At 63.1% G+C, this 13580-nt stretch carries 10 protein-coding genes; 6 read left to right on the top strand and 4 right to left on the bottom strand.

The window, feature by feature from the left end; genetic code table 11:
* A partial coding sequence (locus V7116_RS14440) for a hypothetical protein (protein ID WP_324392644.1) occupies positions 1-181 on the bottom strand: 181 nt, incomplete at its 3' end.
* A 155-nt stretch (positions 182-336) separates the two neighbouring features.
* Positions 337-3030 (bottom strand): pyruvate, phosphate dikinase, encoded by a 2694-nt coding sequence (gene ppdK, locus V7116_RS14435; RefSeq protein WP_324392643.1) that lies wholly within the window; start codon positions 3028-3030, stop codon positions 337-339.
* A 490-nt stretch (positions 3031-3520) separates the two neighbouring features.
* On the opposite strand from ppdK, the gene V7116_RS14430 reads away from it, so the two are divergent.
* The 6 genes from V7116_RS14430 to V7116_RS14405 all read left to right on the top strand — a co-directional run bounded on the left by V7116_RS14430 (position 3521) and on the right by V7116_RS14405 (position 11522).
* A complete protein-coding gene (locus V7116_RS14430) occupies positions 3521-5350 on the top strand; it encodes a histidine kinase N-terminal 7TM domain-containing protein (RefSeq protein ID WP_324392642.1) in 1830 nt (609 codons plus the stop codon).
* A gap of 276 nt (positions 5351-5626) precedes the next feature.
* The gene (locus tag V7116_RS14425; protein ID WP_324392641.1) at positions 5627-6916 is read left to right on the top strand and encodes an SH3 domain-containing protein; all 1290 of its coding nucleotides are present in this window, start codon (positions 5627-5629) and stop codon (positions 6914-6916) included.
* Positions 6917-7063: 147 nt separating this feature from the next.
* Positions 7064-7642, top strand: a complete 579-nt coding sequence (locus V7116_RS14420; protein WP_324392640.1) for an ImmA/IrrE family metallo-endopeptidase — start codon at positions 7064-7066, stop codon at positions 7640-7642.
* A 66-nt stretch (positions 7643-7708) separates the two neighbouring features.
* Positions 7709-8431 (top strand): queuosine precursor transporter, encoded by a 723-nt coding sequence (locus V7116_RS14415; RefSeq protein ID WP_324392639.1) that lies wholly within the window; start codon positions 7709-7711, stop codon positions 8429-8431.
* A gap of 19 nt (positions 8432-8450) precedes the next feature.
* Positions 8451-9419: a GTPase Era gene (era, locus tag V7116_RS14410; protein ID WP_324392638.1), complete on the top strand. Its 969-nt coding sequence runs from the start codon at positions 8451-8453 to the stop codon at positions 9417-9419.
* A gap of 6 nt (positions 9420-9425) precedes the next feature.
* On the top strand, positions 9426-11522 hold the full coding sequence (locus V7116_RS14405) for an ArnT family glycosyltransferase (RefSeq protein WP_324392637.1): 2097 nt from the start codon (positions 9426-9428) through the stop codon (positions 11520-11522).
* 126 nt (positions 11523-11648) lie between these two features.
* Here the strand turns inward: V7116_RS14405 and V7116_RS14400 are convergent, their stop codons facing one another.
* Both V7116_RS14400 and truB read right to left on the bottom strand, forming a co-directional pair.
* The gene (locus V7116_RS14400; RefSeq protein WP_324392636.1) at positions 11649-12587 is read right to left on the bottom strand and encodes a bifunctional riboflavin kinase/FAD synthetase; all 939 of its coding nucleotides are present in this window, start codon (positions 12585-12587) and stop codon (positions 11649-11651) included.
* A 104-nt stretch (positions 12588-12691) separates the two neighbouring features.
* Positions 12692-13579: a tRNA pseudouridine(55) synthase TruB gene (truB, locus tag V7116_RS14395; protein ID WP_324392635.1), complete on the bottom strand. Its 888-nt coding sequence runs from the start codon at positions 13577-13579 to the stop codon at positions 12692-12694.
* Between the last annotated feature and the right edge of the window lies 1 nt (position 13580).

Below are 13580 nucleotides of genomic sequence, written 5' to 3'. Positions count from 1 at the left end.
CCCCCAGCAGGCGCGTATCCGTGCCGTCGGCGCGCTCGATCACGAACGCGTTGTGGTCGCTCGAATAGTAGTAGATGTACGGCGCATCCGATTCGGAATCGCCCTGCGCGGCGACCGGTCCCGCCGCCAGCACGCCACATACCAGCAGTACACACAGCCCCACCTGCACCCACGTCCGCATCCTGGCCCGCTCCTCGCTAGAGTCCGCCTGTTTACATCATAGCGACAATCACATGCTCCAACTCTATTAAAGTCCGGCGCGCACCTGACGCAACTCCACGGGATCACAAAAGCCAGGCTTGCGCCTGGCTTTTGAGTCGTGCAGTGAAACGGAGCTTAGCTCTTGGCCGGGTCGATAGCGCCCAGGTCACCAATACGCGGCCAGCCCTTTTCGCGCAGCACGGCGTGTGCGGCGGAGAGGCGAGCGATCGGCACGCGGAACGGCGAGCAGCTCACGTAGTTCAGGCCAATGATGTGGCAGAAGTCGATGCTGTTCGGGTCGCCACCGTGCTCACCGCAGATACCGATTTCGAGATCGGAACGGGTCGCGCGGCCCTTCTCAACGGCCATCTTCATCAGGAGGCCAACGCCGTCACGGTCGATGGTCTGGAACGGGTTCACCGGCAGGATGCCCTGCTCGACGTACTGGAGCAGGAAGTGCCGCTCGGCGTCGTCACGGCTGAGGCCGTAGGTCATCTGCGTCAGGTCGTTCGTGCCGAAGCTGAAGAACTGTGCCAGCTCGGCGACCTCGTCGGCGGTCAGAGCCGCGCGCGGGATCTCGATCATCGTGCCGAACTTGTAGCTGATGGTGGTACCCTTCTCGTCCATGACAGCCTTCGCTTCGTCCAGCAGCAGCTTCTGCAGGAACTTCAGCTCGTTGACATGGCCGATCAGCGGGATCATGACCTCGGGGTGCACGTCCACGCCTTCCTTGGCCGCGTCGCACGCCGCCTCGAAGATCGCGCGGACCTGCATCTTGTTCACGTCGGGCATCATCACGCCCAGGCGGACGCCGCGCAGACCCAGCATCGGGTTGTATTCCTGCAGCTCGTTGGCCTTCGCCAGCAGACGTTCCTTCTCGCCAGCGCTTTCGCCCTTGAACTTCGCCAGTGCGACGTCAACGAGCAGTTCTTCGCGGCTGGGCAGGAATTCGTGCAGCGGCGGGTCGATCAGGCGGATGATGACGGGCAGGCCGTCCATCGCCTTGAAGATGCCGTGGAAGTCGTCGCGTTGTTCCGGCAGCATCTTGGCCAGCGCCGCAGCCTTCGCCGCGTCGTCTTCGGCCAGGATGTAGTTCTGGAAGAGCTGCGTGCGCTCGCCCAGGAACATGTGCTCGGTGCGGCACAGGCCGATGCCCTGCGCGCCGTACTTGCGCGCGCGGGTCGCCTGCTGCGGATCGTCGGCGTTGGCCCAGACCATCAGGCGGCGGGTATCGTCAGCCCAGCCCAGGATCTTCTGGAGTTCGGTCTGCTCTTCGAATTCGGGGACAACCACCGGGATCGAACCCAGGTAAACGTCGCCCTTCGCGCCGTTCAGCGAGATGATGTCGCCTTCCTTGACGACCACATCACCGACCGTGAACTTGCGTTCCTTGAGGTTGATGCTGATTTCGCCGCAGCCAGACACGCACGGCTTACCAAGTTGGCGGGCCACCACAGCGGCGTGGCTGGTCGCGCCACCTTCCTGCGTCAGAATACCCTTGGCGGCCAGCATACCGTGCACGTCATCCGGCTCGGTCAGCGGGCGGACCAGGATCACATCTTCGCCTTCTTCTTTGGTCTTCTGTTCCGCCGTGTCGGCGTCGAAGTAGACCTTACCCACCGCGGCACCCGGCGAGGCGTTCAGACCGTGCGCGAGCACGGGGGTCTTCGCCAGAACGGTCGGGTCGAAGCGCGGGTGCAGGAGCTGGTCGATGTCGCTCGCCTGAACGCGCGCCACCGCTTCGGTCTTGCTGATCAGGCCCTCGTCCACCATGTCGGTGGCGATCTTCACCACGGACGCGGCGGTACGCTTGCCGTTACGGGTCTGGAGCATCCACAGCTTACCGGCTTCGATCGTGAACTCGATGTCCTGCATCTCGCGGTAGTGCTGTTCGAGCTTCTGCGCGATGTCCTGAAGTTCGTGCCAGGCCGAGGGGATCTCTTCCACCAGCTTGGAAACTTCGGTCGGGGTGCGGGCGCCGGACACGACGTCTTCACCCTGCGCGTTGAGCAGGTATTCGCCGTAGAACTTCTTCTCGCCGGTGGAGGGGTTGCGGGTGAAGGCCACGCCGGTGCCGCTCTTGCCGTCCGCGAAGTTACCGTAGACCATGGTCACAACGTTGACCGCCGTGCCCCAGTCGTGCGGGATGCCGAAGTTGTTGCGGTAGTCCACCGCGCGCTTGCCATTCCAGCTCTTGAACACGGCTTCCGTGCCCAGACGGAGCTGCTCGTAGGGATCTTCGGGGAACGGCTGGCCGGTGTGGTTCTCGACCAGTTCCTTAAAGCGGCGGGCGCATTCTTTCCAGCCATTCGCAGTCACTTCAGCGTCCGTCTTGACGCCTTCTTCTTTACGAATGTCGTCGATAATCTCTTCAAACGGTTCCGCAGGCGCGCCCAGCACGACCTTGCCGAACATCTGAATCAGGCGGCGGTACGAGTCCCACGCGAATCGCATATCGCCAAACTTCTCGCCCATCGTCTCGACACCCGCCGGGGTGAGGCCGAGATTCAGGATGGTGTCCATCATACCGGGCATCGACACGCGCGCGCCCGAACGAACCGACACCAGCAGCGGATTGCTCGCGTCGCCGAACGTCTTGCCAGTCTGCTCGTTCAGCTTTTCCATGCTGGCGACGACCTGATCCCACATGCCTTCGGGGAACGCGCCGTCTTTTTGATAGGCAATACAGGCTTCGGTCGTAGCGGTGAAGCCGGGAGGGACGGGGATGCCGATACGCGTCATTTCTGCCAGGTTGGCGCCCTTGCCACCCAGCAGGTTACGCATTTCGGCGTCACCTTCCTCGAACATATAGACCCACTTATGTGCCATCTAAATTCTCTCCTCAATTTTGCAGGAATGGACACCACACAAAGATCGATCAATGCGCGAAAACAGCCACGCCGTGACAGGTAACCAAATGGACGTCGCGTCTTCGCGCCGCAGTTGCGGGGCTTGCCTGATGCAACCTGGAAGATTTTGCCGCCTGGCCCCCAGTCTCGCTAGTGAAGAAACGCACTAGAGGAAACGGACGGGTGTCACGCCGGGACAACGATACCGCTAACCGGGCAAAGCGTCAACCATTTCGCGCCCTTGCCGGACCCTGCCGCATCCAATCTAAAAGCGGCAAATCGAAGCCCCTTTCCGTGCCGTAAAAAGGGCGCCGGGCATGATGAAAATTAAGTGCATCGCCGCCCAAAACGGCCCTGCGATGTGGTCCGACACAGCGCCCTGACCATAAAGATGACATATGACTTGAGCAAGTTCTTTATTTTCACAGTTGCCTGAGTAATTTATCAATGTTATATATGAGCCAAGTTCAATGGGAGGGTCGGAAGTGGCCTGGCAGTCCAACCCTTATGTTTTGCCCCTTATCATCGGAGCGCTGCCGCTTTTTGGCCTTGCCTTTGTGGCATGGCAGCGGGGACACAGCCTCGACACACGCCTTTTCGTCCTGAGCAGCCTTTCAAGCGCGGGGATGATCCTGTCGTACGCGATGGAGCTGCTCGCGGCGAACGAATCGGCGATCCATTTCTGGCTCAAGATCGAATACTTCTTTATTTATGTGCCGGGCTTATGGCTGCTGTTCGTGCTGGCTTATACCGGCTACGAAAAATGGATCACACCCCGTAACATGATCCTGATCTTCACGCCGTCCACGATCCAGACGCTGGCGGCCTGGACAAACTCGTACCATCACCTGAACTGGGCCACCGTCGGCGTGGTGAAAGTAAACGGGCTGGTCTTCTTTGACTGCACCTACGGCCCGATCTACATCCTCGGCGGCGTGTATTACGTCATCCTGGCCCTGCTGATCATCGGCATCACGGCCTATTCGCTCATCCACGCGCCGCGCATCTACCGCGCCCAGCTTGGCCTGCTGCTGCTGGCCGTCATGGGGCCGCTGGCGACGTACCTGATCACCTCGGTGGATAACAGCATCACCGCCTATTACGACATCACGCCGTTCGGGTTCATCTTCGCCTGCTTTGCGATCGGGTGGAGCCTGCTGCGCTACCGCCTGCTGGACCTGATCCCTCCGGCGCACGCGATCGTCATGAACAGCATCACCGACACGATATTCGTGCTGGACACCCAGAATCGCATTGTGGACGTCAACAGCGCGGGCGAAGCGATGCTCGAAACACGCACGGCAGCGGTCATCGGGCAGCCCGCCTCGGTCGCCCTGGCGAAACTGCCGGGCCTGCTGGAGCGCTACCAGGAACTGCGCACCGGGCACACCGAGATCGAGCTTCAGTGCCGGGGCAGGCTACATATCTTCGACATGCGCATCTCCCCGATTTATGCGGGCAGCCGCCTGCGCGGGCGCGTCGTGGTCTTGCGGGACATCACCGACCGCAAAGATTCGGAAGAAACGATCCGCCGCTACGCGCGCGAACTTGAGACGCGCAACAACGAGCTTGACGCATTCACCCATACCGTCGCGCACGACCTCAAAACGCCGCTGCAAATCATCGTGGGCTACACGGAACTGCTCGACGACAGCGACGGCGACGTTCTGTCCGAAGAAGGCCGCGAGTACCTGTCCTATTTGCAGGAATCCGCGACGCAAATGCGCGACATGATCGGAGAGCTGCTGCTGTTGGCGCAGCTTCGCAACCCGGACATGGCCCTGACCAACGTCAGCGCCGAGCTGGCCGTGCGCGGCGCGATCGCCCGCCTGCGCGACGTGATCGTCCAGCGCGACATCGAGCTTCAGGTCAGGCTGCCCCTGCCCCCCACTCACGCCCACCCCGTCTGGCTCGAAGAAATTCTGGCCAACCTGATCGGCAACGCGATCAAATACATCGGGCGCGACAATCCCGCCCCCCGGATCGAGATTCGCGGCAGCGCCGAGGGCGAAAACGTGTGCTACGACATCATCGACAACGGGCTGGGCATCGCGCCGGAGAACCTGGAGCGCCTGTTCGAGATGTTCACGCGCTTCCACCAGGGCGAAGCCAGCGGCAGCGGGATCGGCCTGTCGATCGTGCAGCGCATCGTGACCCGGCTGCACGGCGAGATCCGCGTCGAGAGCGCGCCGGGCAAAGGCAGCACATTCAGCGTGATCCTGCCCGCCGCAACCACCGCCGACATCACCCCCGCAGACGTCCGCGAAACCGCCGACCGCTCGCTGGCTCTGCTGGCCTAACCGAACTCCCCCTCCGCACGAAATCCCGAACAATGCCGTCTACCTCCTGCGCTGGACGCTAAAAACGAAGCCGGAGATGCGTTTTTGCCCGGTTTCCGATCGCCGTGCAAATGTCCAGCTTTTTTAACAACCACGCGTGCTTCTCGTGCGCGTCGGCTGGTCGTTGTGCAGGCATCGGCCTGCACACTTGACAATCGACCCTGAACAAGACATAACTAAGACTTGAGATTGTCAATGTTTTCGCCCTGGTGGAGCGGCCCCACAAGGAGACTTATTATGTTCCGTAAGCGCCTCACCGTGTCCCTGCTCGTCCTCGCCCTGGCAAGCCTCGTTGTGCCGGGTGTGAGCGCGCAAGGTGATGAAACTCCTTCAACGCTGCCCGTTCCCCCGGGCCGGTTGGTGATCGCGGATGATGACGGCCTGTATTCCATCCTGCCGGACGGCACGGATAAAACCGTGCTGGTCGCAGACGACGACGCGAACTGCTGGATACGCGACGGCATCTGGAACCCCGACATGACCGTGCTGGCCTATACGCGCATCTGCGGCGGCGATTCCGCAACGGATTGGCATGGGGACAATCGCACCGCGAACCTCTTCCTGTATGACCCGGACAGCGGCGAGAGCACCGAACTGATCCCCAACGACGGCGTGTACCAGGATTACGCCGCGTCGTGGCATCCTGACGGCAACCGCCTTGCGATTTATTCCAACCGGGCCGACAGCGAACGCTACAATCTGTACGTGGTCGATACCACCAGCGGCGACGTCACGCAGCTCACCGACTTCGGTGATGACACGGGCCGCGCCTCGTACGACCCGACGGGACGGTACCTGATGTACAACCGCTACGTCGCCCGCGAGGAGGATTCCGAGTGGGAGATCCGCGTGCTAGACACCGAAACGGATGTCGAGGTCCCGGTCGCCGCGGGCCTGACACCGCACTGGAGCCCTGACGGCCAGTGGATCGCATATGCGACCGAGGGCGACGTCTCCGACGTGTTCATTCTGCCCGCCGCGTGCATTTACGAAAACACCACCTGCGAGCCGGACGTGCAGGCCCGCAACGTGACCTATACACCGGACGTCGCGGAGCGCGAGCCGGTCTTCAGCCCCGACCAGACGCAGATCGCGTACCTGCGTGACGCGGACGTCGATCCGATCGGCTTCACCTGGGACGTCTACCGCCAGGAGATCCGCACGGGCGTGAGCCAGAATCTCACCTCGTCCACGGCCATGCAGGAGCGCCTCACCAGTTGGGAGCCGGCGCCCGATGCGGAAATGGCCGATATCGAGCCGCTGCTGCCGGTGATCGCGCGCGTCCAGACGTCCACCCCCGCCAACCTGCGCGCGGAGCCGTCCACGAACGGGGCCCGCGTCGGCACGGCGATCAACGGGCGCATCGTGTTCATGCAGGGCGCCAACGAAGCCCGCGACTGGTATCTGGTCACCCTGCCGGAAGACGGCGCGACGGCCTGGATCTTCGGGGATCTGGTGTCGGTCGTGGTGGGCAGCGCGGACACGCTGCCGGTTACCGACGCGGCAGCCTCGGCCCAGCCGCAGTAACCACCTCCGACGTTCAACGACACACCGACCGCCCTCCCCTGTGAGGGCGGTTTTTGTTTGGGCTATACCATATTGACAGATCCGCGCCGCACGCTATCCTTTTATATGGCGTGCACTTACATCACAGCAATTGAGAGCGCACACCGAATGCTGGTAGAGATGGGGATCGCGGCCATGTACAACGACTACACTCCCAACGCATTCGCCCGCACCTCGCCCACGCCCACAGCCTCGCGGGGCCACACCATGAAGATCATCGCCCGCCGCGCCCGCATCGAGCACATGGCGGTCGAACTCCTCCAGTTGAGCGGCAGTCTGCGCCTGCCCGTTCCGGTCGACGAGATTTACAGCCACCCGCCGCTCCAGCTCTGGGCGGTCGATCCCGACCGCGCGCCGCAGCTTGCACCGCCCACCGACGACCCGTTTGCGCAGCGCCTGACGACCGCCCGCGCCATCGCGCGGCTGGTGGGCGAAAGCGCGTGGTCTACCCGTGTGCGCCTGATGTCCAGCAAGCCGCTGACCGCCGACGACATCGATACGTTCGCCGCAACGCTGCTCGTGCCCACTGCGCTGCTCTCCGCGCTCAACAGCCGCCAGCGCGCGCCGCAAATCGTCGCGGTACTGTTCCAGGTTCCGATCAGCACAGCGATCAAACGCCTGACGGAACTCGGCTATCTGGCGACGGACCCCGAACCGGTCCAGCCCGACCTTTCCCCGGAACGCTGATCGCCCACCCGGGATCGCTGCGACTCGCCGCTTCATTTTGGGCGCACCTGTGCTAAAATGGGCGGCATGGACAACGAACACATTCATCGCAATTATCGCTACTACGACCTGATCATGGTCCTGTTCGTGACGGTGCTGTTGATCAGCAACATCTTGAGCAGCGCCAAGATCATCGATCTTAAGATGAGCCTCGGCCCGATTGCGCTTGCGTTCGATGCCGGGACGCTCGTCTTCCCTATCAGCTACATCTTCGGGGACGTGCTGACCGAAGTGTACGGCTATAAGCGCTCGCGCCGCGTGATCTGGGCGGGTTTCGGGGCCAACGTGCTGTTGGGCCTGTTCGTGTGGCTGGCGGCGGTGCTGCCCGGCGAGGCCGAATGGCAGGGATATGCCGGTCAGGGCGCGTATGACGCGATCCTCGGCGGCGTCAGCGGGCTGATCGTGGCAAGCCTCGCGGCCTATTTCCTGGGCGAGTTCTCGAACAGCTTCGTGCTGGCGAAGATGAAGGTATGGACCGGCGGGCGCTGGCTGTGGATGCGCACCATCGGCAGCACGCTGGTGGGCGAAGGCGTCGATACGATCGTCTTCACCGTCATCGCCACGCTGCTGGGCGTCTTCCCGTGGGAAATTTTCGTGTCGCTGGTCGTCACGAACTACATCCTCAAGGTCGGCCTGGAAGCAGCCATGACGCCCCTCACCTACCGGATCGTCAACCTGCTCAAGCAGTTGGAGCACGAAGACTACTACGACCGCGCGACGGACTTCAACCCGTTCAAGCTGAGTGTTTGATCACTTGCAAAGGATTCCGATGACTGACCTGCCCGACGATCTGCTGGATGTGCTGCACGACGAGGAAGACGAGACTCTGCCCGAAGATCACCGCAGCGGCTTCGTAGCCGTAATTGGCCGCCCCAACGTGGGCAAATCCACGTTGATGAACGCCATCCTGGGCGAGAAGATCGCCATCGTCAGCCCCAAGCCTCAGACGACCCGTCTGCGCCAGCTTGGCATCCTGACCCGCGACGATGCGCAGTTGATTTTCGTCGATACCCCCGGCATCCACCGCCCGCGCACGCCGCTGGGCGAGTTTATGGTGTCGGTTGCCGTCGATGCGCTCAAAGACGCGGATGTCGTGCTGTTCGTGGTGGACGCCAGCGAGCGCCCCTCGCCCGAAGACGAGCAGATCGCGGAGCTGGTGCGCAGCGTCGAAGGCGTCACACCCGTACTGATGGTGCTCAACAAAATCGACCTGATCACCAGCCCGCAGCAGCTTGACGCGCACGTCGAGTTGTTCCACGCACTGGTTCCGTTTGCCAACTGGGTAACGACCGTCGCCAAAGAGGGCAAAGGCGCGGATGACGTGCTGGCGCGCATGATCGCTGCCCTGCCGCGCGGTCCGCGCTACTTCCCCGCCGACCAGCTTTCCGACACGACCGTGCGCGACATCGTTGCCGAGATGGTCCGCGAAAAGGTGCTGCTCAACCTGGAGCAGGAAGTCCCGCATGGGGTGGCGACCGAGGTCAACGAGTTCACCGAGCGCAGCGAATCCCTCACCTACATCGGCGCGACGATCTACGTCGAGCGCGACTCGCACAAGGGCATCGTCATCGGCAAGCAGGGCCAGATGCTCAAGACCATCAGCCAGCAGTCGCGCCAGGAGATCGAGCAGTTCCTGGGCACAAAAGTTTATCTGGAATTGTGGGTCAAAGTCCTGAAAAACTGGCGGCGAGACGAAAAAGCGCTGCGCCGCCTGGGGTATCGCATCATGCGCGAGTGAGTCTACATGATCGAGACGACACCGGCTTCTTCCCGTCCGGTGACTTTGGGGTGGTGGGCCAAACATTTTTCCATACGCCGTACGCTGACCCTCCTGTATGCTATAGGAGGCGTCGCTGCGGTGATCGCCAGCGCCAGGGCCTTCCGCCTCGTCGGGTTTTCCGAGCTTGACTTCAATATCTTCGCCACAACGCCCTATCCCATATCCGCCCCTGAAGACAATTTATTAGGCGCTCTGAAATGGCTGGCAGCCGGTTCCATCCTGCTGGGCTGCGCCTTGTGGGCCGTGCCCTGGCGGCCCGCGTCGATCTCCGACCGGCGCGGCTTCGAGGGCGTCACGTCGCGCCGCGCGCTCCCGGCGAGCCTGATCGGCACGGGTCTGCTGTTGGTTCTGGCCGAGGCGGACGGGCAGTGGTTGGGGCTGGAATTGTTGAAGGGCCTATCGCCGCACATCCAGTTCGCGCTGCTGGTGAGCGGCATTGCACTGCTGGTGTGGGGAACCAGCGGCGCGGCGCTGCCTCCCCGCCGGATCAGCGTACCGTGGCGCGAAATCGGGCTGCTCGGCCTTCTGACCGGCATAGGGTTTGCCCTGCGCGTCTGGAACCTCAACGGCACGATCCGGCTTTTTGTCGACGAGCTTAATTTTGCCGACATGATGGCCTATTACCGGGTCGAGCAGGTCAACCTGCTGTTCCCGATCAACGGCATCGTCGCGTTCCCACGCATTTACACGTACTTCCAGTGGGGAACGACCAGCGCGTTCGGCTCCACGCTCGCCGGGCTGCGCCTGCCAAGCGCCGTCTTCGGGACGCTCACCATCCCCGCCGTGTACCTGCTGGGGCGCTCGCTGTTCGACCGCACGACGGGATACATCGCGGCGCTGCTGCTCGTCGCCTATCCGCCGCACCTGCACTTCAGCCGCCTGGGGCTCAACAACATCGCGGATCCGTTGTTCGGAACGCTGGCATACGCCTTCCTCGTGCGCGGGCTTCAGACTCACCGCCGGGCGAATTTCGCACTGGCGGGAGCCTGTCTGGGCCTGACCCAATATTTCTACGAGGGCGGGCGCGGGGTGTTTCCCGTGACGATGGCCGTATGGGTGGCGGCGCTGGCCGTGTTGTGGGGGCAGCGTTTACCCTGGCAAGGGCTGATCCTGGCGGCGCTCGTCACGATCATCGTCGCCTTCCCGGTGTACTACACGCTGGCCGGGCTTGAGCTTCCGCTCACGCCGCGCTTCGATATGATCCACGATCCGTCGATCCCGCCCTCCCGCGTCTCCTCGGCGGACACGGCGGATGCGTACGTGAGCCGCGTGAAATCGGTCGCGCTCGGCTTTCTCTCGCAGTACGAATACGCCAGCGCCTATTATGACGGGCGAACGCCGCTGCTGCTGATCGTGGTCGCGCCCGCGTTTCTGATCGGCGTCGTGGTATGCCTCGTGCACCCGCGCGCGCCGTCGATTCTCCTGCTGCTGTGGCCGCTGGTGGCCACGCTCGGCAACGGGTTCCTGGTCGGCGGATTTATGACGACGCGCCTCGTCTGCGTCTTTCCGGCGCTGGCGCTGTTATGCGCGATAGGCTTCCGGGCGATCCTCAGTTTCCCCTGGCCGGGCATGAGCCACCCGCGCCTTCAGCGGGCGGCGATGGTGGGCGTCGTGGCGCTAATCACGTTTTTCCAGGGCGCTTACTACTTTGGCCCCCACCTGGAAAGCTTCAATTACCACCTCAGGATCCTGTCGAGCATGCCGGACGAAACCGATGCGGTCATGCGCGCCGCGACGTTCCCGGAGGGCACGCAGATTCACCTGATCGGCGGCGCAGGGTACGACGCGCGCTACGCCAGAGACACGTTCAGGTACCTGACCGGCAGCGGGGATCGGGTGCTGAACACGATCGGCACGGCGGATCTTACGTGGGGCTATTTGACCGCACTGCCGCGCGATGTGGATCAGGCTTTTTTCCTGAGCGCCGACGCAGTGGAACGCCTGCCGCTGATCCGGCGCTTCTTCACGCTGTCCGATCCGCAGTACACCGACAACCTCGACATCCCCATGAGCGAGCAGTACGTCCTCTACTACGCAAAGGCCGAGGTCGCGCCGGAGTAGAAATTACGCGGATCGTTTGAGACACGCACGCCGAAAAGAAAAAACACCTCAGCCCCAAATCAGTACGCGGGGTCGAGGTGTTTTTGATGCCGATCATTTGGGGTGATCAGACGCGGCGGTGACGTTCTAGGGGCGCGCCGCCTGTGACAGAATCTGGCGGCCCTGCTCGGCGTCGCGCTTGATCTGCGCCACCAGCGCGTCGATGCCGCTGAAACGCATTTCGGGCCGCAGATGCGCCACGAAGTCGAACGTGATCACCTCGCCGTAAATGTCGCGGTCGAAGTCCAGCAGGTGCGCTTCCACCGTGACCGTCTGCCCGTCGAAGGTCGGGCGGCGGCCCACATTCGCCACGGACATATACACCTCATCGCCCACGCGCACCCAGCCCGCATAGACGCCGTTTTCCGGCAGGAACTTTTCGTCCCACACCGCCATGTTCGCCGTGGGAAAGCCGATGGTGCGCCCGCGCTGGTCGCCGTGCACCACTTCCCCGCTGACCTGATAGGGGCGGCCCAGCCACCGTGCAGCCTGTTCGACGTTGCCCGCGTTCAGAGTCGCCCGAATGCTGTTGCTGCTGATGATCTGTCCGCCCTCGTCACTCGCCACCAAGTCCACCGTTTTAACCTCGAACCCTTTTTCCATGCCCTGCTCGCGCAGGAATGCCACATTGCCTTCGCGCTGATAGCCCATCGCAAAATCCGCCCCAACCCACAGCTCGTCCAGGTTGAGGTGTCGTACCAGCTCGTCTACGAAATCCGCCGCGCGGATCTGCCGCACCTGCGCATCGAACGGATGCGTGATGACCCACTCGACGCCCAGATCGCCCAGGCGGGCGGCCCGCTCCTCCGGCGTTGTCAGGTAGTACCGCCCGGAGACGCGTCCCATCACCATATCGGGATGCGGAAAGAAGGTCAATACCGTCGGGATGCTGTTTTTCACGCGCGCAGTATGCGCCAGTTGGGTGAGTAAATGCTGGTGGCCCATGTGGACCCCATCGAACATGCCGATGGCAACGATTCCAGGCCCGCCCAGGCGGGCGGCTGAGAGTGTATAGACGTGCTGCATGCAGGAATCCCCCTTGTGCGATGGGAAACCGGGCGCTACGGCCCTACCAATCTACCCGATCCAGACCATAACCCAACCGCGCTGCTGTGCCCACTGGATCCTGGCTAAACGCTGAACACTTTATGCGGTTTCCAGGCGCTGCCCCGGCCTTCCAGCACGGCGACCAGATGCCCATCCGCATCCAGGCCGCGCGCCAACCCGCGCGCGCCGTCCGCCTCGATGCGCACGCCGTTGCGCACCAACTGCACCGCGTCCGCATCCAACAGCACCGCTGGCAGGTGCGCGACCGCGCGCTCCGGCGGCAGCAGCCACTCGCGCCACGTGCCCGCCGCCATCGCCGCGTCGAGATCGGGCCACGTCACCGCATCCGCCACGGTAAACGATCCGCTGGCGGCACGTTCCAGCGCGGCCAGATGCGCGCCTACCCCCACCGCGCGCCCGAGGTCATACGCGAGGCTGCGGATGTACGTGCCCGGCGAGCACACCACTTCCAGGTCGGCGTAGGGTGGCTCCCAGGCCAGCAGATCCAGCCGTTCGATGGTCACGGGACGCGGCTCGCGCTCGACCTCCTGCCCGGCGCGGGCGAGATCGTATAACCGCCGCCCGTCCTGCTGAATGGCACTGTACATGGGGGGAATTTGCGCGATGTCGCCGCGAAACGCGGACAGCGCCGCCTCGACCTGCTCGCGCGTGACGGGTGTATCGTCCTGCGCAGTGACCTCGCCCTCGGCGTCGTAGGTCGTCGTCTCGATGCCAAAGTGCACGCGCGCGCGGTAGGTCTTGGGCGACCCCATCACGTATTCAGCCAGCCGCGTGGCGGGGCCGAGGCACAGCACCAGAACGCCCGTCGCCAGTGGATCGAGCGTCCCGGCATGGCCGATTTTTTTGATGTGTGTGCCGCGCCGCACCCGCGCCACGATGTCGTGGCTGGTGGGGCCGGACGGCTTATTGACGTTCAGCAGGCCGAAGACCGGCGGCTCTGGTACGGTCATA

It is taken from the genome of Aggregatilinea sp. (assembly GCF_036822615.1).
Taxonomy (GTDB): domain Bacteria; phylum Chloroflexota; class Anaerolineae; order Aggregatilineales; family Aggregatilineaceae; genus Aggregatilinea.
The sequence above is the reverse complement of the archived record's forward strand: the minus strand, read 5'-3'. Positions and strand labels throughout refer to the sequence as shown.